The sequence below is a fragment of the Sphingobium sp. genome (genome assembly GCF_041987595.1).
In the GTDB taxonomy this organism is placed as follows: domain Bacteria; phylum Pseudomonadota; class Alphaproteobacteria; order Sphingomonadales; family Sphingomonadaceae; genus Sphingobium.
The window spans coordinates 25,873-49,672 of the sequence record NZ_JBHIWJ010000026.1 but is presented as its reverse complement, the minus strand read 5'-3'; the positions used below and the strand labels follow the sequence as shown (position 1 = coordinate 49,672).

The 23,800-nt window shown below is 58.9% G+C and carries 19 protein-coding genes and 4 pseudogenes; 7 read left to right on the top strand and 16 right to left on the bottom strand.

What is annotated here, in order from left to right; genetic code table 11:
- From ACFC3J_RS09245 to ACFC3J_RS09200, 10 genes are all read right to left on the bottom strand, one after another.
- Nucleotides 1-683, bottom strand: a 683-nt coding sequence (locus tag ACFC3J_RS09245) for an MgtC/SapB family protein (RefSeq protein WP_375195882.1), incomplete at its 3' end; no start/stop codon positions are given.
- A gap of 126 nt (nucleotides 684-809) precedes the next feature.
- Nucleotides 810-977, bottom strand: coding sequence for a hypothetical protein (locus ACFC3J_RS09240; protein ID WP_375195881.1), 168 nt, complete (start codon nucleotides 975-977; stop codon nucleotides 810-812).
- 2 nt (nucleotides 978-979) lie between these two features.
- The gene (locus ACFC3J_RS09235) at nucleotides 980-1,222 is read right to left on the bottom strand and encodes a hypothetical protein (RefSeq protein ID WP_375195880.1); all 243 of its coding nucleotides are present in this window, start codon (nucleotides 1,220-1,222) and stop codon (nucleotides 980-982) included.
- The gene (locus ACFC3J_RS09230) at nucleotides 1,219-1,434 is read right to left on the bottom strand and encodes a hypothetical protein (RefSeq protein ID WP_375195879.1); all 216 of its coding nucleotides are present in this window, start codon (nucleotides 1,432-1,434) and stop codon (nucleotides 1,219-1,221) included. The genes ACFC3J_RS09235 and ACFC3J_RS09230 overlap by 4 nt, the downstream gene beginning before the upstream one ends.
- A gap of 448 nt (nucleotides 1,435-1,882) precedes the next feature.
- Nucleotides 1,883-2,116, bottom strand: a complete 234-nt coding sequence (locus ACFC3J_RS09225) for a hypothetical protein (RefSeq protein ID WP_375195878.1) — start codon at nucleotides 2,114-2,116, stop codon at nucleotides 1,883-1,885.
- Nucleotides 2,109-2,315 (bottom strand): hypothetical protein, encoded by a 207-nt coding sequence (locus ACFC3J_RS09220; RefSeq protein ID WP_375195877.1) that lies wholly within the window; start codon nucleotides 2,313-2,315, stop codon nucleotides 2,109-2,111. The genes ACFC3J_RS09225 and ACFC3J_RS09220 overlap by 8 nt, the downstream gene beginning before the upstream one ends.
- Nucleotides 2,316-2,789: 474 nt before the next feature.
- A complete protein-coding gene (locus tag ACFC3J_RS09215) occupies nucleotides 2,790-2,996 on the bottom strand; it encodes a cold-shock protein (RefSeq protein ID WP_375195876.1) in 207 nt (68 codons plus the stop codon).
- A 269-nt stretch (nucleotides 2,997-3,265) separates the two neighbouring features.
- Complete coding sequence (locus tag ACFC3J_RS09210) at nucleotides 3,266-3,433, bottom strand: hypothetical protein (protein ID WP_375195875.1); 168 nt, start codon at nucleotides 3,431-3,433, stop codon at nucleotides 3,266-3,268.
- A gap of 103 nt (nucleotides 3,434-3,536) precedes the next feature.
- Complete coding sequence (locus tag ACFC3J_RS09205; protein ID WP_375195874.1) at nucleotides 3,537-3,713, bottom strand: YegP family protein; 177 nt, start codon at nucleotides 3,711-3,713, stop codon at nucleotides 3,537-3,539.
- Nucleotides 3,707-3,934 carry a hypothetical protein gene (locus ACFC3J_RS09200; RefSeq protein ID WP_375195873.1) on the bottom strand — a complete coding sequence of 76 codons (228 nt, stop codon included), beginning with the start codon at nucleotides 3,932-3,934 and terminating at the stop codon, nucleotides 3,707-3,709. Before ACFC3J_RS09200 ends, ACFC3J_RS09205 begins: the two co-directional genes overlap by 7 nt.
- Before the next feature lie 256 nt (nucleotides 3,935-4,190).
- Here ACFC3J_RS09200 and ACFC3J_RS09195 point away from each other — a divergent pair, with 256 nt between their 5' ends.
- Nucleotides 4,191-4,421 carry a hypothetical protein gene (locus tag ACFC3J_RS09195; protein ID WP_375195872.1) on the top strand — a complete coding sequence of 77 codons (231 nt, stop codon included), beginning with the start codon at nucleotides 4,191-4,193 and terminating at the stop codon, nucleotides 4,419-4,421.
- A gap of 101 nt (nucleotides 4,422-4,522) precedes the next feature.
- Here ACFC3J_RS09195 and ACFC3J_RS09190 read toward each other — a convergent pair whose 3' ends face one another.
- The 3 genes and pseudogenes from ACFC3J_RS09190 to ACFC3J_RS09180 all read right to left on the bottom strand — a co-directional run.
- Nucleotides 4,523-6,316: a beta-L-arabinofuranosidase domain-containing protein gene (locus ACFC3J_RS09190; RefSeq protein ID WP_375195885.1), complete on the bottom strand. Its 1,794-nt coding sequence runs from the start codon at nucleotides 6,314-6,316 to the stop codon at nucleotides 4,523-4,525.
- Nucleotides 6,317-6,754: 438 nt separating this feature from the next.
- A pseudogene (locus tag ACFC3J_RS09185) lies at nucleotides 6,755-7,512 on the bottom strand (IS630 family transposase); the annotation flags it as partial.
- Between the two features lie 159 nt (nucleotides 7,513-7,671).
- Nucleotides 7,672-7,896, bottom strand: a pseudogene (locus ACFC3J_RS09180) (IS630 family transposase); the annotation flags it as partial.
- A 220-nt stretch (nucleotides 7,897-8,116) separates the two neighbouring features.
- Between ACFC3J_RS09180 and ACFC3J_RS09175 the strand changes: the two are divergent.
- A complete protein-coding gene (locus ACFC3J_RS09175) occupies nucleotides 8,117-11,092 on the top strand; it encodes an autotransporter domain-containing protein (RefSeq protein WP_375195871.1) in 2,976 nt (991 codons plus the stop codon).
- Nucleotides 11,093-11,586: 494 nt separating this feature from the next.
- Here the strand turns inward: ACFC3J_RS09175 and ACFC3J_RS09170 are convergent, their stop codons facing one another.
- From ACFC3J_RS09170 to ACFC3J_RS09160, 3 genes and pseudogenes are all read right to left on the bottom strand, one after another.
- Complete coding sequence (locus ACFC3J_RS09170) at nucleotides 11,587-12,639, bottom strand: GNAT family N-acetyltransferase (protein ID WP_375195870.1); 1,053 nt, start codon at nucleotides 12,637-12,639, stop codon at nucleotides 11,587-11,589.
- A 131-nt stretch (nucleotides 12,640-12,770) separates the two neighbouring features.
- On the bottom strand, nucleotides 12,771-13,607 hold the full coding sequence (locus ACFC3J_RS09165) for a transcription factor jumonji, JmjC (RefSeq protein WP_375195869.1): 837 nt from the start codon (nucleotides 13,605-13,607) through the stop codon (nucleotides 12,771-12,773).
- A gap of 229 nt (nucleotides 13,608-13,836) precedes the next feature.
- Nucleotides 13,837-14,224 (bottom strand): annotated as a pseudogene (locus ACFC3J_RS09160) (transposase); the annotation flags it as partial.
- Between the two features lie 96 nt (nucleotides 14,225-14,320).
- On the opposite strand from ACFC3J_RS09160, the gene ACFC3J_RS09155 reads away from it, so the two are divergent.
- The 5 genes and pseudogenes from ACFC3J_RS09155 to ACFC3J_RS09135 all read left to right on the top strand — a co-directional run bounded on the left by ACFC3J_RS09155 (nucleotide 14,321) and on the right by ACFC3J_RS09135 (nucleotide 23,643).
- Nucleotides 14,321-16,567 (top strand): TonB-dependent receptor, encoded by a 2,247-nt coding sequence (locus ACFC3J_RS09155; protein WP_375195868.1) that lies wholly within the window; start codon nucleotides 14,321-14,323, stop codon nucleotides 16,565-16,567.
- Between the two features lie 71 nt (nucleotides 16,568-16,638).
- Complete coding sequence (locus tag ACFC3J_RS09150; RefSeq protein WP_375195867.1) at nucleotides 16,639-18,357, top strand: arylsulfatase; 1,719 nt, start codon at nucleotides 16,639-16,641, stop codon at nucleotides 18,355-18,357.
- Nucleotides 18,358-18,515: 158 nt separating this feature from the next.
- The gene (locus ACFC3J_RS09145; protein WP_375195866.1) at nucleotides 18,516-20,351 is read left to right on the top strand and encodes a sulfatase-like hydrolase/transferase; all 1,836 of its coding nucleotides are present in this window, start codon (nucleotides 18,516-18,518) and stop codon (nucleotides 20,349-20,351) included.
- Between the two features lie 71 nt (nucleotides 20,352-20,422).
- Nucleotides 20,423-20,875: pseudogene (locus tag ACFC3J_RS09140) on the top strand (SUMF1/EgtB/PvdO family nonheme iron enzyme); the annotation flags it as partial.
- A gap of 323 nt (nucleotides 20,876-21,198) precedes the next feature.
- A complete protein-coding gene (locus ACFC3J_RS09135) occupies nucleotides 21,199-23,643 on the top strand; it encodes an SIR2 family protein (protein ID WP_375195865.1) in 2,445 nt (814 codons plus the stop codon).
- The last annotated feature ends 157 nt before the right edge of the window (nucleotides 23,644-23,800 follow it).

The window sequence follows — 23,800 nt, the reverse complement described above, 5'->3', positions numbered from 1 at the left end:
GGTTCGTCGCGCAGGCGACGGGCATAATCCGCCGTTACGGCGGTGGAGGAGACGATGGCGCCTGTCAGCGCCACCAGCAGAATTCCCCGGTCACGGCCGAAGCGGCGCGAAATGGCGTAACCGGCGAAGGACAGCCCCATCACGAACACGACCACCATCCAGATGGTGCGGGGATTCCAGGCGTCATAGGGGCCATAGGCGGCATCGGGCAGCAGCGGCAGGATGATGAGCGCCACCAGCAGGAAGCGGGATACGCTCTCTATCTCGCTTTCGTCCATGCCGCGCAGCAGGGCGTGCATCGATTGCCGCGCGCTCAGGATAGCGAAGATGGCTGCCCCCATTGCAAGGCCGAGGGTGGGCGAGACCCTCGTGGCGCAGAAGCCCGCCCCGAACGTCAGAAGGCCGGCCAGCGTGGTGGTCGCGGACAGATGGTCCTGGTCCGCGCTTCGGGAATAGCCGACCGTCAGAACGGCTGCGACCCCGGCCCCGAGGGCGGCGGCGACGATGTCCGGCGACAGCCCGCCCATCCCGCCGAGCAGGCCGATCAGCCCGAAAGTGCGGAAGCCGGCCACCCGGCGACCCTTGCCGAAATCCCGCTGGGCCCAGCCGCGCTCCAGCCCGACCAGCAGGCCAACTGCAATCGAGGCGATGAGGGACAGGTAGGGAAGGGCGACGTCAGGCATGGAGCGATTAACCTACAACGCCTCTTGGGGGACCGTCATAGGTATAAGCCACAATCAGGACAATCGTTTGAGAAGCGCGGTCTCGACCGGCTTTATTCTGCGGCCAAGCCGTGCGGGCCTGCCCGTCTATCGCAGATGGAGTGACGCTTCCGCTTCCCGGCGCAGGACGGAAATGATCTTGGCATAGGCGCGTGCCTGCTCCTCATGCCTGTTCTTCTCGACAGGGCAGATGGCGAGAGCGGCATGGTTGAGTTCGGCCTGTCTGCGGCGGGTGAGGGTATCGAAGCGGCCCATGGTCATTTCCGATGGTGGGAGGGAGCCCATTGCCGGGCCATGTGGGACGCGGATCGCTTGACGGTGCCCTCGATCAGCTTGCCCTTCATCAACGTGCGAAAGGCTTCGGCATCCCGCGGATCGAGCATCACCACCCTTGTGCCACCGGAAACCAGCGTTTCCACGGCGGATATGCGGAATGCATGTTTCGCGCACATCGCCTGGATGACATCCATGGCGGCCTGGACGTTGACGACCCTGCTCATGCGGCCCCTCCTTCAACATTGAAGGGGAAGGGGTTGAACGAGGCTGAACCGTCCGGCCGCCGGGAACGATAGGGATGCGGGTGACGGGAGATGCGGCCTGCATATCCCTGCGCCAGCCGTTGATGGGCGCTGCGCGCCGCGGGGCTGGGCGCGATCCGGGCGCGCAGCAATTCTTCCTGCTCGCGCTTCAGCAGGTAATTCAGGTCTTCCATGATGCGCTCCTTGGCTGGCAAGCGGGAGCACGATGGTCTCTCTGTCACGGCGAATGCTTGCAGCAAATTTCGCGCAATGCTGGCTCAGTAGCACAGATGACCCTTCCCGTCTCGCGGGAAAGAGCTTTGGGCCATGGAAAATTCCAATCCGGCCAATGCAAGCCTGACATCGAATATCACCGGATCCTGTTTGTACGACCTGTCGCGGATCGACTTGAACCCGGCTGAAAAGATGCTTGCCCGTCATGCAGGAGGACTGCCATCTTATCATATATGCACCGACCACAAGCGATGCAGCGACTGCTGAACCGACGCATATTCGGGAAAGCGCAGCCCAAAAGCAGCCTCGAAAACCGATCGCTCCAGATCATGATCGAAGATCATGACGATCCAGCCTCAACTCCAGCGGCGCCTTCACCTGCATATTGAAGGCGAAAGGCGTGAACGATCAGGGGATCATTCGGTCTTCCAGGCGCTGCCCCGCGGCGCGCAGGCCCTCGACACTCTCTATCGCCAGATCGAGCGGGCGGCCGCCGAGTTTCTCGTCATTGCCGTTGAGAAAGGCAATGGCGTCCTGCGCACCCAGCCGGGCGATCGCCAGCTGCGTGATGCGGCCTTGCCGCGCCGCCTGCTCCTGAGAAAGGCGGGGACCGTTTGAATGCCTGCCGGATTGTCTAGCCAAAGGGTCGCTCCTGATGGGCAGCCTTGTCGGCGGCCTGCTGCTTTCGGTCGGCCTCGCCCTTCAAGACTCTGTCGGCCATGGTTTGCCATGCCGCTTTCGCGCGTAGACAACGATCCCGGACATTGGTCAGATCGGTCTCGTTAGCCTCCCAGTCGCATTGGGCGACACGCGCCAGATAGAAATCGCTGGTGACGGACATGGACGGTCTCCGGAATGGAAATCGGGCGCGGCTGTTTCAGCCGAGCATTTCAGCGACGATGCGGCGCAGATCCGGGGCCGACAATGTGCCCGCGGACATGGGGCGATTTGCCTGACGACGCATCCGTCGCGCCAGATGAGACCCGTTATAAGGGTTGGAGATGTTCGGAAATTTAAAGTTCATGATGATCCTGTTGAGCGCCTATGGCGCATGATGATGGGGAGCGGGGCGCAAAGCCGCGCGCCTGCGCCGGCCCTGATGGGGCCGGGCCATGCTGCGAACAACTCTCGGTCATTCGGCACAGGGAATCCTCGGACCGGAACGGCCCGACAGACCGGAGGCCTTCATCGCCTCCTCTTCTTTGAACATTCCCGCCCCGAGCCATTCACTGGCAGGGCGGAGAATGTTCCCGGCATCGACAAGGTCGTGCCGGGAAATACCGGCTAAGGGCTGAAAATCAGCCCCGACCAGCTGTCAGACGGCTTCAAGATTGACAGCGGACTGCTTGCCGCGACGATCGGCTTCGACCTCGTAGCTCAGCCGCTGGTCCTGACGCAGCGTGACCATACCAGCGCGTTCGACCGCGGAGATATGCACGAAGCTGTCGCTGCCACCATCTTCGGGTGCGATGAAGCCATAGCCTTTGTCGGCGTTGAAGAATTTGACGGTGCCGATGGGCATGGGATGTTTCCTTTCACGAAAACAGAATATCCGCCCGCAAAAGCACGAGCGGAGCTGATAGCGCGAGAAGGGAAGGAGCACCCAATGGGGCAAATTCCGTCGCAAGCGACGTTAAGCCCCTCTTATATGGCAGGCGGGGGCGCAAAAGTCAATCTACCTTCTTTCGGCGATCTGAAGACCCCTAATTCAGGCGCCAGTCAGGCAGATTCATTAGAAAACTGCATGCTATTATTATGTGAGATGCCCAGCGCTTCGTTAAGCTGGCAGGCTTACTCAGCGGAAAGATCAAAGCCGTTTTCCAGTTTTTCTTTCGCAATTCTCAACAGAGCGGCAAGTCGATCAAGTTTCAGGAGCGAGCCGGCGTCGTCCGGTCCCAACGGCTGGGTTGAGCCGATCAGAACTTTCGTAAGGTCGATGCCTTTTGCGGCAGAAGCCATTATGCCCTCCCGCTTGATGAGGGAGCGCCCATGTCTCTCAGTCGCGCAACATGCGGCGATAGCTCAGCCTTACATGCGGCTGCCGCGACTTCCATTTGGGTGGCTATTTAATGTCGCCTATCCGCCTGACCCTGGCGCCGCCGGCTGTGCGTCGAAGGGCATCGATCGCATCACGGCAATCCTTCGCGTTGCTGTAGCTGCCGCTGGAAGCGCGGACATGACCATCCGCCGTGCAGAAGCGCCATCTCCAATCCTCGGATCCGGCGCGGTTGGTCAGCATATGCGCGGGTTTGACCCGATAATTTCAAAATAGGGTTCTGCGCGATCGTTGGAAACCCATAATAGGATGGAACGCCACGGAGCAGATCCCATCAGACCGACGTCATCTCGGGCCGATGAAGCGCGATCCGGTCCAGACTGTTGATCGGCCATATCCTGTCCGACGGACTTTTTGGAGAGAACCGCCAGGGCATCAAGAAATGGATGCAGATAAGCCGGCATAGTCATCCTCCTGCCGTTGCAAGCAAGCGGGAGCACAAAGTCTCTCTGTCACAGGAAGCTTGCGGAGAAAATCGCGTGATCATCTTCCATAACATGGTTTGCCATGAACCGTGCATCGAATCGCGACACGCCCGAGTCTCGGGCTGGCTTCATGTGCGCCGGTCCTGTATCGTCCCTGCATCGTTCGCGCGTTCCTGCAGGCTGCGAGCGGCTGAGAGACATGCTTGTGCTCCCGCTTGCCGGCGGGAGCATGAAAATGGCCGAACCTTCGTTCCATCAGAATATCATAGGAAGCTGGCACGAGTGGGAGATCGACGGACGCGAAAGATGTCTCATCCTGGTGATTGAAACCGATGTTGAGATGCGACCTGAAGCTGAGAACTATGACGCGGCCTTGCTGGAGGAGGTGCGGGCGGCAGCGGTTGCCATGCTGCGCGCAACGCCAAGCGCAATCGACAGGATACGGATCGTTCCGCCGCGCTCCTGATGCGCCGCAGCCCCCTCGTCACGGACGGGTTCGCAATCGGGCGGCATCGACCGTCCTTCAGGATCGAGACGATCTCGATCCATCCCTTCCCGTGCGATCGATCAGGCCTTCACCGGCTTGACCTTCCAGTAGGTCGCGTAGCGTTCATGCGCGATACGATGATAAGGGATCAGGCGCACCGCCGAGCCATCCTCGGCCCCAATGCTGAACTCCAGCGGCGCGCCGCCCGGTTTCACCTGCTGCGCCAGTTTCTCGGCATCGCCCGCGAGCATCGGCACGGCAACATCGGCCATGTTATATTCGCCATATTTGCGCTCGCTGACGACGATGTCCGCCCCCGGCACGAGCCCCTGGCGGCCCAGAGCGCCTGCCAGCACGATGGGACCATATGTAAAGGCGACAATGTCGGGCGCGGCGGGCGCACTCTCGACCGCCGGTTCCATGACAAGGCGCAGTTCGACGCGATCTCCGTCCCTCCACAGCCGCTCGACCTCGATATAGCGACCCGGCGCCGACGACCGGGCCACCTGCTCTCCATTCACCAGCACCTGCGCTGTCCGGCTCCAGCGCGGATGCCGCAATTGGAGTGCGACTTGCGTTGGCACGCGCAGTTTCCATTGCAGGCTGGTCGTCGGCGTTTCGGGGAAAGAAGTGGTCTGCACAAGTTCCGCGCCCCTTTCGCGCCAAACCACGGAAGACGGCAGGAACAGGTTCACATAAAGTGACCGGTCATCGTGGAAATAGATGGAGTCCCGATATTTGACATGATTTTCCATCCCCGTTCCGGTGCAGCACCAGAAACTGTCTTCCGGCGTGTGATAGAGCTTCATGTAACCTGGCCGCGCGCCCTGAAAGTAAGTCGCCATCCCGCTATCGGGATCCTGTGAGGCGAGAATACCGTTGTAGAGCGTCCGCTCATAATAGTCCGCATAGTCAGCCTGCGGGTCCTGCATGAACAGCAGGCGGGCGAGCTTCAGCATATTATGCTGGCAGCAGGTTTCCGACCCTTTCGCCGAAAAGACATGCTTGCCAAAATCGGCCATGGCGAAGAAATGCTCGTTGTCGCCGTGCCCGCCCGTTGCGAAGGAACGGGTATGCGCCACCGTACGGAAAAAGAAGTTGGCGGCCTGTGCATAGCGATCGTCCCCCGTGACTTCGTAGACGCGCTGGAAGCCGACGATCTTGGGTACCTGCGTGTTGGCGTGCATTCCGTCCAGCACATCGCGCGCCTTGACCAGCGGCTCCATCAACGCCTTGTGGGAAAAGCGCTGCGCGAGGATGCGATAATCCTCCTTGCCGGTCATGTCGTAGAGGTCGGCATAGACCTCGTTCATCCCGCCATGCTCCGTGACAAGCATCGCCTCGAACTGCGCGTCGTCGATCGGCCGCGTCGCCACCACGCCCCAGTCGGCGAGGCGTATCAGCACTTCCCGCGCTGCCACGCTGTCGGCAAGCAGCGCCCCGTCACGCAACCCGGCATAGATTTTGTGCAGCGCATACCAGGGGACCCCGGTGATCTTCTCGCCCCGTATATGGGCCGCGACCAGCGCCGGTCCATCGGGAAAGGCACAGACAAGACCGGAACCGGCAGCCTTCTGGCAAGCCGCCAGCTCGCTGGCGATATAGTCCACCCGCTGCCTGTAGCGCTTGTCCCGAGTCGACCGATATGCCAGCGCACACGCCGACAGATAGTGGCCCAGCGTGTGGCCATGGCAGTTGATTTCGGCCCATGTCGGCTCGGATTCCCAGCCGCCATAGACGGCCGCCTTGGGCTTCAGTCCTGCGTTGACGCGAAAATTATGCAACATCCGGTCCGGCTGGAGCCGCAGGAGATAGGCTTCCGTCATGCGCTGGGCATGGAGAAAGGGGCCATCGCGCAGGGTCACGTCCGCCATGTCGAATGGCTTGAGCCGCGCGCCCTTCGCAGGCGCCGCCGTCTGCGCGAAAGCCGTAGAGGAAGGCGATGTGGCACCGGCACCCGTCATGACAACCGCGACGCCGGCGCTGGCGAGAATATCCCTGCGGGAATGTCCGGTGCAGGGGCCTGTATGGGTCACGTCACTCTCCTCATGCTGGCGCCGAACGCCTTGTTGCTCCCGCCAGCCTAATGCTTTACTCCGACAAATGACAAGTCTGTTTCCGCCTCTCGGCCTTTCTTTTCAAGGTTCCATGAAGACGATCACCCGCGCCATGCGTGTGACGACGGCGTGTACCAGCAATGGTACGGCTTCGGTTGATGACATGCGCGGGAACGTGTGGACATCGACCGGATTTGCAAAAGCGGGCAAACCCGGCGGCGACCGGAAACCGGCTGCCTGCCGGAAGTTCCAGTCAAGCTTACCGGTCATGTGCCACCCGGCCTGATCCATCAGCACCACCGCATGGGCGCCCGGTGCGACGGCGAGCGCGATCTCGGCGAGGTACAGGGTCATGGCCTCGGTGTTGCAGAACGGCAGGACCAGCCCGGCGGCCTTCCCATGCTCCGGGCAGATTGCGCCGAAGATGTAGGCCGATTTCGTCCGCTGGTCCTTCGGCGCTGATGGATGTGATACGCGTCGCGCCCAACGCCGCGTGATCTTGTTCTTCTGGCCGACGCGGGCTTCGTTCTGGAACCAGATTTCTATGCGCCTGCCCTTCGGGAGGGGGCTCTGACCTTTGCCGGCTCGGCAGCAAAGCCCCCTTTTTGAAGGCCTCCTTCGCAAGCTCGTTCTGGGCGTGATGCCGCGGCCGGGCCGTGAGTTTGACGTAGCCAAGCTCCTTCAGCTCACGGCTGATGGTGGTCTCATCGAACGAGTCCGCAAACTCGTCATGGAGCCATTGCGCCAGATCGAAAAGACGCCAGCGCACCACCCCGTGGATCGCCGGAATCGGGCCGCTCTCGACAATATCGACCAGCGCCCGACGCTGCGCATCGTTCAGCCGCGAACGGGGGAGCGGGCGCCTTGCCGTCCAGAAGTCCATCGGGGCCGAGGGCATTGAACCGGATCACCCAGTCCCGCACGATCTAAAGCCCGACGCCGCCGATCCGAGCCACCACGCTCCGACTACCGCCGTCGTAAATCTCGGCCAAGGCCAGCCTGGTTCGCGCTCTTCGTGCTCCCTGACGCCAGGACAGAGCCACGACATTCAGGGTTATGACAAAGACCCCGCCAACTTCCTCGCTGCCATCAAACTCATCTGCGTACGCCTGTGGTGCACCTCGTAATGAGTCTAAGCACCATTCATCTGAATCCGAAGTTCGGTTCATTGTTTTTTGGCAGAAGCGTTTGACCGAGGCGAGGATCTCGTCGGCTGACTTCACCCATTTGTATGGCTTGGGATTTTCATTGTGGGCCGCAATGAATGCCGTGATGTCGGCTTCTAGTTCCGCCGTTGATCGGTGGACACCGCGCTGCAATCGCTTGCGCGTCAATTCGGCGAACCAGCGTTCGACCTGATTGATCCAGGAGGCCGATGTCGGTGTGAAGTGGACAGGAAGGCGGGCGGCTCGCGCGCCGTGGATCGGCGACGTGCGCAAGTAGGCGTAGGTCAATTTTAGAAAAAACCATCTGAAAATAGGGATTTATTTTTTCCATCGCATGTCAGGTGCACCGATCGTTTTTTTGCATATCGTTAACCATTTGCGCTGCACTTGCCCCCCCTCCACACAACAGGGGTGACGATCTTTGTCTCGTAATTTCAAGCATGTCGCTGCTATGGCAGGGGCACTTCTTCTCGGTTCAGTATCCACGCATGCCATTGCCGCCGATCAGGTTATCATCCTCAGCGAAACGGGGTGGCCAGCGACGGCCGCTACCGGGCTGCAGGACAGGCTTGTCGCTGCCGGCTATGATGTGACGATCACCAATGACGCATCCACTCTGACCGGCAATCTGGGCGGCATATCTCAGATTTGGGACGTGCGTCCCAATGTGGTGCTGTCGACCGCCGACAGAAGCAACTACCTGACCTACCTCAACGATGCCGGCGGCCTCTTCCTTCTTGGCGAGAATTCGGGCTTTGCGGCCCGCAACAATTCCCTGGTCGACTTCATCGTCGAAGCAGGTGGCGGGAGCATCACCTATGGCGGCCAGATGGTCCAGAACCAGTATGTAACCGACATCTTCAACGGCAGCGCGCTGATAACGGCGGACGCAGCGACCAGCTTCTACGTTCCGGCATCGGGCACCTTTTCCGATCCAGGAACCGGAACCTTCATCACGACGACCGGCCCCAATGGTACGGGCGAAGGCACTGGCGTTGCCTTTGGCGTCGGATCACTCGCCAATGCCGCCAACGGTCGTTTGCTGACTTACCTCGACGTGAACACGTTTCAGGCTGAATATTATGACGCGACGCCTGCATTGCGGTCGCTGGTCGACCGTATGATCAGCTTTGTCGCTGGCAGCTTCCAGGTCGATCCCAGTCTGCCAACTCCAGGTGGCTCCACCATCATCGACGGCAGCCAGCCCAGCTTCAACCTTGGAGATAGCGCAGCCACCGGGAGCACGATCAGCTTCGATGGCGGCATGCTCGACATGACGGGCGGCAATGTCCCGGACAATCTGGTTACGGCCGACATTTCCGTTAGCGACAACGGCGCCTTCATCAACACGGCGGGCGACAACAGCACCCTTTCCGGCGCGATCAGCGGCGATGGTGGCCTGGTCCTGTCCGGACAGGGGACGATCGCCCTCACGGGTGCCAATAGCTATGCGGGCGGCACGGTCGTCACCGACAGCACGACCCTTCAGATTAACGATGGCAGCGGTCTGGGCACTGGCGGTCTCGTTTTGATGGGCGGGCAGTTGCAGGTCCTGAACGATGCAGCAATCGGCGCTCCCGTCACGCTGATGAGCGGTCTCAATGCCGTCGACACGGGAAGCAATGATGTCACCCTTTCCGGGGGTCTTTCCGGATCCGGCGGCTTCGTCAAGACAGGCAGCGGAACCCTCTTCCTCACCGGATCCAGCAGCTATGCGGGCGATACGGTCATCGCGGCCGGTACACTTCAGGGCGATAGCAGCAGCATCGGCGGCAATGTTCTGAACGGCGGCATGCTGGTGATCGATCAGTCCACCGACGGCGCTTTTGCGGGCAGCATTTCTGGCACCGGATCGTTCACCAAAACCGGCGAAGGCCGGCTGAACCTTACCGGAACCAGCTCTTACACCGGCAATACGATTGTCGAGGCGGGCCGCCTTGCGGTCAACGGCTCGATCGCCAATTCGGGCGTCATCGTGGAAAGCGGCGGCTCGATCGGCGGCAATGGCGTCATCGGCGGCCTGATCGTACGCACCAACGCCACTGCGGCGCCGGGCAATTCGATCGGGCAGTTGCAGGCCGCAACGACCGTGCTGTTCGAAGCGGGGTCCATCTATGAGGTGGAGGCTGATGCCTCCGGTTCCAGCGACCGCATCCTTGCCTCGGGCACGGCAACCCTTCAGGGTGGCACGGTCGAGGTTTTGGCCGAAGCCGGCAATTATCGCCCCCAGACCAGCTACATGATCCTGTCCGCCGATGGCGGTGTCAGCGGCCAGTTTGCCGATGTGACGAGCAACCTCGCATTTCTGATGCCGACGCTCTCCTATGGCGCCAATAGCGTCACTCTGACGCTGACGCGTAACGATGTGCGCTTTGCCGATGTGGCGGTCACCGCCAACCAGCGCGCGACGGCAACGGCCCTAAACGCCAGCTTCGCTGCAACCAGCGATGTCTATTATGCCTTGGTGGGGCAGTCGGCGGAAGGGGCGCGCTTCGCCTTTGACCGACTTTCGGGCGAGGTTCACCCCTCGACCATGAGCGTCGCGGCGCAGCAGTCGGACGAGCTTCGGCGCGCCCTGCTCGACCGTCTCGCAGCACCCGGCAGCGACCGCCTGACGCTGTGGACGGATATCGTCGGCGGATCGAATACACTGGACGGCGACCGCAATGCGGGGCGCGTTTCCAACGACGCCCGCGGTTTCCGGGTCGGCCTGGAAACCGGCATTGGCCCCGTTCGTCTCGGCGTCGCTGGCGGCTATACCGATGGCGACCTGACCCTCAACGCCCGCGCGTCCAGCGGGGATATCGAAACGGTCAGCGGCGCTCTCTATGCCGGTGGCGACTTTGGCCGCCTTAGCCTGCGCGCAGGGGCGAGCTACAGCGACTTCGACATCAAGACGAACCGCACTGCGTCTGCGGGCGAGATGTCGCAGCAGTTGCAGGCCAGCTATGGTGGTCGCGCGATACAGGCCTTTGGCGAAGCGGGAATCAGCTTGCCGCTTGGCATCGGTGCGGTGCAGCCCTTCGCCGGGGTCAACGCAATCTGGCTGAAGAATGAGGCGTTCGTCGAGCAGGGCGGTTCGCTGGCCCTTCGCAGCCAGAAGGAAGATCGGGCACGCACCTGGTCGACGCTCGGCCTGAAAGCCAGCATCCCTCTGGGCGCAGGCTCACCCGCGAGCGCGAGCGTCAAGGCGGGCTGGCAGCATGCTCTGACGAAACGGTCAGTGAACTCGACGCTCGCCTTTGCAGCAGGTGGCCCCTCCTTTGTCGTAGAGGGCGCTCCCCTCGCCAAGGACGCCGCGCTGGTCGATGCAGGCGTGAACTGGGCCATATCGAAGGGCTTCAGCCTGGGCGTTGCCTATATGGGCAGCCTTGCCGATCAGGGCCAGTCCCATTCGGCAAAGGCCGTATTGGCGGTCCGCTTCTAAGGTCCAGGATTGGAGGCGCCCGCGTTCCAACCGGGAGCGCGGGCGCCTTGATCGACGGCAACCTGCAGAGGCCGCTTGCAACATAGCATAGGGACCCGCCGGACATAATCCTTCTGGGTGGGGGACCGCGACCCGCATCATCATGTCGTGCTGCATCCGTTGACGCAGCGGGCTGATCGGGGCGGTGTTGATCGAGACGGTCATGACAAGTGCCTCTTCACTCAAGGAACTGCCAGCCTCAGAGGGCAACCTCGCCCCGCTAAAGGCCCATATTTACCGCACTACCGCGCCCCAAGCGACCCTCCCGCGGAGCGGGTTCGTGCAAGGGCCGACGCCAGGCGCTGGGCATGGGGTGGGAGGTTAGCGCCAGTTGCCGATATTAAGAAGTCCAATTGCTTCGCCGCAAAATACCCTCGTTCAGGACTTCTTATGCTGGCTGTGGCGGGCAAGCGGCCGTTCGACCTATCGACAAGCCCGCTGGTCAGGAAACTCACTTACTGCTTTTGTGGCCTGGAAAGATGGGTTTTGACCGCCGCATAAGCCGCCCGCGCCTTTATCAAGGCGTCAAAATGCAACCGTTGCCATGTCGAGCCGATCGCCACGGCCCCATCGATGATCCTCCTATTGCTTCGCCACAGCCGATGACAATGGTTTGCGTCGCGTGGCACACAAGTGTCGAAGGACAGTGTGGGTCTGCGCCTGATCCCCTCGCTGATTTCCCGCATTAATAGCTGGCCGGGGGCATAGGCGCGATAGTCTTCATCGAAGCTCATCTTGAACCCGTGCCCCCAGGTCGCGGATTCAAACCAGCACGACATGGCGATCACGCGGCCGCCGGCTGACAAGCTGGACAGTCGCGCGCTACCATTGGCATGGCCGCGCGCGATGACAGTGCGAAACAGGGCCGCAGTGGCCGCGCTGCTGCCGAGCGCACTGCCCATGCGGCCCTTCCAGCCGGACGCTTCCATCACCAGAAAAGCGTCGATCCAGGACGCGCATGGCGCAACCGGATCGAGCATCGTGACCGCAACCGGCCCATGATCACTCTCCAGCCGCCGCGACAAGCTGCGCAGCCGGCTTTGCGTCTTGGCATCGCTGCGCGCTTCGGCCTCGTCGCCAGCGCGATGTGCCGGGCGCTCAACGCACTGGATGGCGTGAACCGCTCGCCCTGTCCGCCTGCAATGGTCGAACAGCGCGATGCTGATAGGATCATCTGCGTCGAATTTCTCGAAATGCAGCAATATCGCGCGATCAGCGCACGTATCGAGAAAGGCGAGCAAGGTTTCCCAGAAAATGTCGGCGGATTGCGTCGCCACCAATGGCGTACCCAAAAATTGGTTGGTTGCCGACCAACTGTGCCAGATGCGGGCAGGCCAGCGTCCGAATCGCCATTCGGCCATCAGCGGCATCACACCCAGCCACGGTCCATGCTCATGGCTGACGACCGCCAGCAACACGTCACAGCCATCGTGGGAATGACTTAACGCGGCCGTCATGAACCAGTCCTGCGCAAAGATGTTGGCATCCCCGGCCTGTGCGGACAGCACCGCCCAGCATGCCCGATCAAGTGCGGTCAGATCAGCGAAACGCAGCATGCGAACGGTTGGCCGGCTGGCACCTGCCACCGGCCATTCATGCCTGTTGCCCGCATGGAATGCGCTGGCCGGGGATAGACGGCTCATAACAGCCCCGCCCTGCGGGCGACACGGCAACCCAGCGACCGCCATTTCGGCGCCTTTGGCCATGCGGGCATGTCCCTGGCCGGCAATCCGAAGCGGCGCAGCAGCGGATTGATCTGCATGGCGGCTCCGACCGACTGGCTCCATGCACTTTGCCAGGTTATCGACAGCGAGATGGTCGGCTCCGCGCCTGCCTTCACCCAATGCGGCGACGCATAAGGAATGAAGAGCGCGTCGCCGGGCCGCAGCGGGTGAATATTCGCCTCTGCCTCATAGGCGTCGTTCCAGGGCAGCATATTGTCGCCCGCTCCATAATAGGCTTCATGCCGGTCGAAAGGCAGCCAGGGCGGCAGAGGCGGGTAGGTCGCGAACTGTTTGTCGCCCACGATCTGAAACAGGATATTATATTCGCAGTCGAAATGAAACGGCGTCAAAGTGCCTGGCGACGAAATGAAGATAAACCCTCTGACCGTCATGCCCTGACCAGTGGCTGGAAATATCGCAGGCCCGATCTCGTCCATCACACCGTCCAACAAGGTACGATAGGCCGGCAATTGCTCGACAAAGCGGAGCATGACCCAGTTGCCGCTTGTATGGATGGCGCGAATGACGCTTGCGGCATCGGCGTCGTCCGATCGGTCCATCGCGAAATCGCCGCCATTGGCGGCGTTCGAAATCCGGCGTTCGACATATTCCGATGGCAGTTCGAGCGCCGCCTTCGCCAGCGCCTCGATTGACAGGAGCGGTTGATCCATGAGGCTGTGCCGGAGCATCGCAGGCGACAGGGGATAGGCGCTGGCGAACGGGCCTAAACTGGACGAGGCGAGGAAGGTCATGGCAATTCTTCTGTGACGACGGAGCGATGGCCTCAGCGTTGCCGATGAAGGTTGAAAATCCAGTTAAATAGCCCGTGTTTGTTCTGGCGCACGCGTCAAACAAAACACCCCAAGCAGAATATTCGCATCTGGACAGTAGATCCTCGTAACTGATGATGGAGAAGAGGAGGCACCGACTCATGTGCCTTTACGACATCATGTCATGCCGACTCGGAGCCTGTCTTGAATCTCATGCGTGACGAGCGATTCGCCTGCTGAGGACGATGTCAGCAGCGGCATAGAGTAGTGCAGTTGCGGATTTGATGGTTCGCTCGAAAGTCCTTGTCCAAGCGGCGATTTCGATTGAGCCATGTGAAGGTCCGTTCGACCACCCACCGTCTGGGATGGACGACGAACCCGGTCTGGTCGGCAATTTTCCGGACGATCTCTGTCGTGATGGAGGTAGCGTCCCGGACGCGATCGCTGTTGTAGGCGCTGTCGGCGTAGGCGTGCTCGACCAAGGGGTGCCGCTGGCGTGATTGCCTGAGCAAAGGCACTGCGCCGTCTCGATCCTGCACATCAGCGCCATGGACCAGCAGTTCAAGCGCACGGCCATCGGTATCGGCCATGGCGTGGCGCTAGCGGCCCATGAATACGTAGAGCTACATCCGAATAAACGGTTTGCCGGCCCGTCTCAATCTTGACCTGCTGATCCGAAAGGAGAAGGCGGATCGGTGATTCATCTGATTTGTCGGGTAACGGGGGCAGTGCATTTGGCTTTACCCAATCCGGGACAGGCGCAATCACCGGTTTGTCGGCGGCGGCAACAGGGCAACAATCCCAGTAATTCGAGCTTTCGCATTCGTGGCATTGGCACCGCTGTCTTTGGCCAGGGTAATGAACCGTCGGTGTCGGCGGTTCTGGACGGCGTCGTTTTTGCTCGTCAGGCTCAGGGCTTTACCGATCTCGCCGACATCGAGCGGATCGAGGTGCTTCGCGGGCCGCAGGGGACACTCTTCGGAAAGAACGCGACAGGCGGCGTCATCAGCGTTGTGACAGCGCGCCCTTCCAAGCAGCTGACCGGTCGGATCAATGCGACGATCGCCGAGAAAGGTGAGTATCACCTCAATGGCACAGTCTCATCGCCTGTGACGGATACGCTGGGCGTACGTTTGACCGGCTTCTATAACAAGGACGATGGTTATATTCGTAACATTGTCCTTGATCGGAAAACGAACGGGTATGAATCCTGGGGTGTCAGAGGCAAGGCCGAATGGGACATCGGCGACCTCAACCTTCTTGCGACAGCGTCCTACAACAAGAACAACGCTTTCTGCTGCCAGCAGGTGCTGATCCGATCTGACAATCCCGATCTCACCAGCCTCGTTTCTCCAGTGGTTCCTGGACCACGAAACGAGCAGGTAGGCTCCAACCTCGACACGACCAGCGTCACCTCGCAGCAGCTCTATTCCCTCGAAGCCAATTACAAGCTGGGCGGTGCGACCGTCACTTCGATCACTGCCTATCAGAGATACAAGTTCAACAATAATGTCGATGTGGACGGGCTTTACACGCCACGCCCGATTTTCGCCGGGCTCAATGGCGAGGGGGCGGCCTATGGGCAGTTTGATGTCAACGGCGGTCCGATCGATCTCAAGCAGTTTTCACAGGAACTGCGCATTGCATCGTCGGGTGAGCATCGTTTCAATTATGTCGTGGGCGGATATTATTCGACCCTTGACCTCGACCGCGATTTCATAAGGCGGATTGCCACCTGCCCCACCACGGTCGCAGCCAATCAGGGGCTGGTCGTCGGCGCTGTTTGTCCTTCCCCAGTGTTCAGGTCAGGTCGGCATCACGCGCAGCTTGAGAATGAGCATTATGCCGCATTTGGGCAGGTCGACTATCGCCTGATCGGCGGCCTGAAGCTGATCGGTGGCTTGCGCGTGCAGCATGAATCGATCTCGGTGGAGGGCTATCAGGCGACTACGACGCCATTTGCTGGCGATAGCTTCCTCGCGGGCTTCCCGCAAACCAGTGGCCGCGCAACCGCCAAGGATACCGCTGTGACCGGCAAGGCAGGGCTGCAATATGAGTTCAGCCGCAACGCCCAGATCTACGGATCCTATACCAAGGGCTATAAGGGTCAGGGCTTCGGCACTGAATTCACGCAGACGTTCAACAACAATCCGGTAATCGAACCCGAGACGGTCAATGCCTATGAGTTTGGAGTCAAGGGCAGCACCGCTGACCAGACATTGTCGCTCTCCATCGCCTTCTTCCTGTCGAACTATAAGAATCTTCAGGTGCAGGCGAACCGGACGGACACCGTCACGGGCAACATTCTCTTCGTTACGACGAACGCTGGCAAAGCCCAAACAAAGGGCTTTGAAATCGAAGGTGTCGTGCGACCGGATGATCATTTTTCAATCGGTTTTGGAGCTGCTTACACCCATGCCCGGTTTGACAGCGATGGCATTGCCTGCCCGGTGCAGACCCAGGCGGCAGCGCCAACCATTGGCTTCGGCGGGACGCCCCCGATCAACAGCTGCTTCCGGGCGACGTCGGCAGGCGGCGTGGTCTCTGGCTTTAATCAGAATGTGCGTGGCGGCATCATGCCTAACACGCCGGAGTGGCGCATTACGCTGAGCCCTCGCTATGAGCGGGAAATCGGAAGGTTCGTCGGCTATGCGGAAGTCAATGTCGCTTTCCAGAGCGACGTGAACTTCTCGCTGGAGCAGGATCCAGTCCTGATTCAGGATGCCTATACCACAGTCGATGCCCGTATCGGTATCCGCCCTGCGGGGACAGGCCTGAGCGCCTCGCTCTGGGTTAAGAACCTGGGCGATCAACGCTACTACACGAACATGGGTCACAACAGCACGCTGACCACTCAGGCGGTTACGCCGAACAATCTGACGGCATTCCTTCCAAAGGGCGCATTCCGCTATTTCGGTGCGACCCTCGGCTACAGCTTTTGACGGAGAAGGTGGTGGGAACGCGATACGTTCGTTTGAAAGCCGCATCTCGCCGGTCGTTGATCCGGCGATGGATGGGAACGGTTCTGGGTTGCGCCCTGGCGGTCCAGCCCATGACAGCTGCCATCGCCGGGACGCCGGGCAAAATGAGAAGAGATCAGCGCCCTAATATCATCGTCATTCTGCTGGACGATTTGGGCTTTTCGGATTTCGGCTCTTACGGGTCTGAAATCCGGACGCCGAACATTGATGCGCTCGCCCAGGCTGGCTTACGGTATAATCGCTTCGACACCAAAGCCATATGTTCCGCGACGAGGGCAGCCTTGCTCACGGGGCGTAATAATCAGGCAGTAAGGATGGCGCGACTGCCGTCCCGATTGTTAAAGCCCGATCATGCGGACCAGAGCAAAGACAAGGGCGAACTACCCGCCAATGTCGAGTTGCTGCCCGCAGCCCTCGCCAAAACGGGATATGCGACATTCGCGGTCGGCAAGTGGCATCTCAGCCCGGCCTATGAGGGTGGGCCCGGTGGTCCAGCCGATCCCGGCGGCGCCAAAGCTTCCTGGCCTCTCCAACGCGGATTCCAGCATTATTACGGGTTTCTGGGCGGCTGGACTGATCAATATGCTCCTAAACTCATCGCGGACAACGCGCCGATAGCAACGCCTGTCCGGGCGGGTTATCATGTCACTGAGGATCTGGTCGATCATGCTATCGCCGATCTGAAGACCAATGAGGCAAGCGGCAAACCGGCCTTTCTCTATCTGGCCTTCGGGGCGACCCATACCCCCGTTCAGGTTCCGAAATCCTACATCGATGCTTATGCCGGCACATATGAAAAGGGGTGGGACAGTGTCCGCGCTGCGCGTTTTGAACGAATGAAGGCGATGGGCGTAATCCCTCGGAACACCGTCCTTCCGCCACGCGCAAAATCCGATCCCGCCTGGAATACGCTTAGTGCCGAGCAGCAGCAGGTCTATTCTCGTTTTATGGCGGCCTATGCAGGCTTCTTGACCCATACCGACGAACATATCGGCCGTCTGTTTGAGTATCTGCGGCGGAGCGGACAATATGATAACAGCCTGATCGTCATCATGTCTGACAACGGCGCCGCCGGAGAAGGCGGCCTCAAAGGTTTCTTCCGCAAAGCCTATTTCGATACGGCCACCTTCGAGGAGGCGCGCGATCATCTGGACGAACTGGGCGGCCCGACCACCCAGCCAATCTATCAGCGTCCATGGGCGATGAGCAGCAACACGCCATTCCGGCGCTACAAGAGCTGGCCCTATGCAGGTGGATCCCGCGTGCCATTGATCATAAGCTGGCCCGCGAAAATTCGCGATCCCGGCGCAATCCGGAGCAGCCATGTCGATGTCATAGACGTGGCGCCGACGTTGCTCGATGCCGCTGGAACCAGTTTCTTGAAAAAGATCGATGGCGCTGTGCAACTGCCGGTCGCAGGCCGATCCATTCTCCGCGGTGTTCTGGATCGTAGCGCAAAAGTCGGTCGTGCCCGGCAATATTTCGAACTGGACGGCAATCGGGCGATCCGGATCGGTGACTGGAAAGCGGTAGCCATTCACAGGAATGGAATGCCGTTCGAACAGGACGAATGGCGCCTGTTCGATCTGAACACCGACTTTGCCGAGGCGCATGATGTGGCCTCCAGCCATCCCGCGCTTCTCCAGAAGCTCAAGGCAGCGTGGGCGAGGGAGGCCAAGGCCAACGGTGGCTTGCCGCTGACCAAATATGGCGGGCCGTTCAGCAAGAGCGATGAATTCGACGAAGACTAAGTTGTCGACCCAAGCCCACATGAGAGGCGGGAGAGGCTCTACTGCCGCCCTCCGCGTCGATAGAGGACCAAATGCCTAACGAACCGCTCCATACCGTTTCGCGCCGCCGACTATTAGGCGGCGCAGCGGGACTTACAGCTGCCCTTACCACATCACGCTTGAGTGCTGCCTTGCCTGCACAAGGCAGAAGGCCCAATATCCTATGGCTTGTCAGCGAAGACAATAATCCCTTTATCGGCGCCTACGGTGACAAACTGGCTCATACACCCAATATCGACCGGCTGGCACGCGAAGGTGTGCTGTTCCGCAATGCCTATTCCAACGCACCGGTCTGTTCGCCCACACGCTTCACCATCCTGACCGGGGTCCATTCGCAAAGCTGCGCACCGGCGAATCAGATGCGCGCTATCGGCAAAGCTGCGGGCATCCTGCAGACATATCCGGAGGTGATGCGGGCGGCCGGCTATTACTGCACGAATAGCGGAAAGACCGACTACAACTGCGACATAGACGCGAACGCCATATGGGATGCCAATGGCAAGGATGCCCATTGGCGCAATCGCCCGGAAGGCAAACCCTTCCTTTCGGTCTTCAACTTCGGCATTACGCATGAATCCTCAATTTTCCAGCCGACCGCCGGAAAAGTGTCGCCAGCGGATGTGCGCGTTCCAGCATATCTCCCCGACACACCGGGCATCCGGCAGGATTGCGCCAGCTATTATAATCTCATCGAAAAAATGGATGGGCAGATTGGCGAAAAGCTCGCTGAGCTGGCCGATGCCGGTCTGGCCGACGATACGATCATCTTCTATTATTCGGACAATGGCGGCGTCTTGCCGAGATCGAAACGCTATTGCACGGACGAAGGGCTGCGCTGCGCCCTTGTCGTCTACCTGCCGCCCAAATGGGCGCATCTTGCGCCGGCAAAACCGGGGAGTGCGTTTGAGGCACCCGTCAGCTATGTCGACCTTGCCCCCACTATCATCGCAATCGCTGGTGCGCGTGCACCGGCGACCATGCAGGGCAAGCCTTTTCTCGGGCCATCTGTCGTCCGCCAGACCTACGCATTCGGAATGCGCAACCGAATGGATGAGCGCACCGACTTCGTGCGTAGCGTAACCGATGGCCGCTACCGCTACATCCGCAATTACATGCCGCATCTGCCGCTGGTACAGAATCAGGCGTTTGCCTGGCTCGCACGCGGCTATCAGGACTGGGATGCGCTCAACCGGCAAGGCAAATTGTCGCCTGTTCAGGCGAAAGCCTTTCAACCGCGCGTTTACGAGGAGTTCTACGATCTCCAGGTCGATCCGGATGGAGTTGACAATCTGATCGCCAATCAGGACCATTCGGGACGGATCGCCGCGATGCGCCGTGCCCTCGATACTGAAATACTGCGTATTGTCGACAATGGCTTCATTCCGGAGGGAGCCCCGCTGGAAGGCTATCTGCCGAGCCGGGCTGCCGGAGCCTATCCTCTGAAACGCATCATGGCGCTAGCTCAGGCTGCGGGTCGCCGCGACCAACGGAAAATCGCCCTGTTCGAGAGGGCTTTGGGTGACCCCAATGATGTCGTGCGCTATTGGGGCGCGATGGGTCTGCTCCTGCTGGGGGACGGTGCGCAGAAGGCGAGACCGGCGCTGGAGAACGTGATGCGTGCCGATCCGCTCAAGCAGGTCCGTATCGTCGCGGCGGAGGCATTGATCGCGTCGGGGCAGCCGGGTCACGGCATCGCCACACTCGGCGATCTCCTTGGTGAAACGGAGACTGTTCCCGTGCGCGTGCAGGCATTGAACGCTCTGACCCGCATCGGAGAGCCCGCGCGGGCAGTCCTGCCGCAGATTCGCGCCGCCTGTCGTGCTGAGGTGCGCTATGTCGCGGACATGGCGACCTATCTTGTTCAGGAACTTGAAGGGACGTTCGATCCACATAAGCCGGTGTTCGATCTGGAGAAACTGATGCAGGCAGTGCGGACCAGTGGTATGATATCCTGAGCCACATAAAACCGCTTCACCCTGATAGAATGGACCTCTCGACCTGAATGCCGAGCGACGACCCGACTGCGATGCGTTTCATTCCCGGCGGTGCATTCACCATGGGATCGAACCACCAATATCCGGAAGAGGCGCCTGCGCGCCGAGTGAAGGTCGACGCTTTCTGGATGGACGAAGCCCCGGTCACGAACCAGCAGTTCGCGCTGTTCGTCGATCAGACCGGCTATGTAACTGAGGCGGAGAAGGTTTCGGATCTTTTGCTTTATCCCGGCATGGCGGAAGAGGACGCTCGGGCCGGATCGCTCGTATTCTTCAAAACAAATGGCCCGGTCGACATGTTTGATCCCAGCCAGTGGCGGCGTTTCGCGGCTGGCGCGGACTGGAGGCATCCGATTGGGCCGGACAGTTCGACGGATGGCATCGACGATCATCCCGTCGTGCATGTCACGCACGGAGACGCGCTCGCCTATGCCAAGTGGGCTGGGAAAGCGCTTCCGACAGAGGCGGAATGGGAATTTGCAGCGTTTTTGATACCCAGAACGGCAGCTATGTTGGCAATACGGCGTTCGTTTGACTGGCATCCGAGCAGGCAGCGCTTGACCAGAATCGGCCGTTGCTGTCCGCACCGATGAACCTCCGGTCACGCCGGAAGCGGTCGATCGTATTGGTCGAAGCGGATGATCGGTAAAGCGCCATTTGTCGCCGGTTGATTGCAATTTCCTCGTGCTTGGAAGCGAACGTCCTCTTGCCGACATGACCACAGGATTGCCCGTTCAACGGCCAACGTATCGTGTGCAATTGATCTCAGCCACTAATCCAATTAGCTTCGAGGAAATGGGGGTGGCTGATGCAATTTCACGCGCATGACGATAACCGTTCGGATGAGGCCCTTCGCCATGTTCTCGATGGAACGGCCATGCTGTTCGTTGGCTCGGGCGTAGGGTTCTTATCGAAGACTGCGGATCAAAGCACCCTCCCAAACGGCAAGGCGCTAGCTGACATACTTCACCGGGAAGTCGATATCCCGCCAGGTCGTCACAGTCTGCAACGTATCGCGCAGCACGCCATAAAAAAGCTTGGACCCGATCACATTCTTGCGCTGTTGAAAAAAACGCTCTCGGTAAATGAGGTCGATACACGTTTGCAGTCAATATATCGTGCGCCGTGGCAACGAATTTATACCACTAACTACGACGACGCTATCGAATTGTCCCGTCGCGGAGAAGCTATCGTATCAACTTTCACATTGGACGATGATCCAATTTCGGCCCCACGGGGCGCGATATGCCATCTCAACGGATATATTGGCTCCATCAAGCCTTCATCTTTTGATGAAGATGCTGTTCTAACCGACACTAGCTATTCGATTAATGAGTTCTCTAACTCGCCTTGGGCGAGACAATTCTTGGTTGATATCAGGACTTCAAGAAGTATAGTTTTTCTCGGCTATAGCATGTCTGATCTTGATATCGTCAAGATTCTCCTTTCCGATCCTGACGTGCGCAATCGCACTCTTATATACGTTTCACCCGACACCGATGAAGTTGATATCGATACACTTTCATCATACGGAGCGGTAAGAACTGGAGGCTTCGACGATCTTTATGAGCGATTTAAATTGGTATCTGATACCTATACTCCGGTAACTAATGCGGTTTTCAACGAGCTTCGTCAGGTTGTCGTCGATGACTTCACGCATGAATTCTCATCTGCTACGTCTGTGTTTCGGCAATTGGTCTACGGGCAGGTCGCAGAGAGGGAGTTCTTGCTTTCCGAAGAGCCAATTGAAGGCGTTCAATATCTAGGCGCCCGGTCGCAACTGTCGTCAGCGTTAAACTTTATTAATGCTGGCAGAGGTAGAGACCTATTTATTCACGGAGAGCTAGCTTCAGGAAAGAGTTGCGCTTGTCTTTTGGCAGCCAAAAGCCTCATCGGGTCGGGACACGAAGTGTATATAGCGAGCCATGGTCCTCAACTCATTATGGACTTAGAAAGACTAGCCTACCTCGAGAAACCGGTATGTGTTATTTTCGATGGTTATGGATCGTTCATAGACGAGGTCAAAGCGTACGCCAGTCGTCGGCAGCCCACGCATAAGATGATCCTGACAGAGAAGACGATATCTCACGATCTGCTTGCGGGCGTTATAGAAAGCGCAGCGGGCTTCGGCCCGTCCGTTGAGTGCCATTTGCACCGCATTGAAGAGGCAGACTTAGCAAATTTTGCCGACCTAATAAACTTTGCCGGCCTGTGGGGTGAGAGAGCTGGCCTTAGCAAGGTCGGCAAGATTTCTTCGTTGCGTACTGATCTGAACGGATCTCTGTACCGAGCGCTCCTAGAAGTAATAAAGTCCGAGAAAGTTCAAGTTGAAATTAAGAGGTTATTGACACCTATTACGTTAGATAGAAAGGCGCTACTAGTTTTCGTAAGCGCATTCATAGTAAACGCACTTGGATTCAAGTTTGAGATAAATGATTGGCAAAATTTCTATAAGATAGACTCAATACGGAGGATTTTCCGGGTCTATGAAGAGCAGTTTGTAAACTTCATAAGCGTAAGGGGTGATGAGCTAGCGCCACGATCGGGTTTGCTTAGCTCGCACATACTTAAAGCTTTTGTAAGCGACACCGACATCGTGGATTGCCTACACTCCATGTACAAGGCGGCATATGAGGGAGAAAACTACGATCCCCATCTTGCCGACCTACGCATTGAATTGATGCGCTTTCGCTCCGTTGATCAAATGCTTAGTGGAAATAGCAATCACCGGATGATTATCGACTACTATAATAAAATCAGATCCGTCGGCAATACGGTCAATAATTCGGACTACTGGCTACAACTCGGTATTGCGAGCACTTCTTATAATGACCTTGGCGAGGCACAGAGAGCATTTGACAACGCCTACGAGAGGGAAAAGAAGAAAAAGAATCCGATGCTAAAGAGAATAGATAACTATTATTCTAGGTTCGAGATGAAGAAAGCCGTTGCGGAAACTGACAGCAGCAAAGCCTTTGATCTTTTTTATGCGGCCAACGATCGTCTTTCCAAGCAAATGCTAGCCGACAATAATAGGCATTACCCATTTAAAACGAGTCGAGAATATGTAGGCGTTGCAGCGCGGCACTTCGATAAGTGGAATGAGGATCAGCAATCATTATTTTTAGATATGTTGAAAGATGTGCGTCGCCGAGCGATCTCTTTCAGAGAGAGTAAGGGGGATGTGAGCCCAGACGTAGCATTTCTCATCAAAGAGTCCGCTGCGATCCTGAGTAAGCTCTCTGAAGGTTAGGACGCCGTGCTGGGTGGGGCGCATCTCAATGATGCTGTGATCGATGCTGCCCAATCGGCCATCAACGACCGCCGCTGTTTGAGGGGGGTGTGCGGGTGGTAGGGCGCGTCCACCTTCATGTCTGAACGCGCGCCAAGGCTTCCTCGGGGTAATAGAT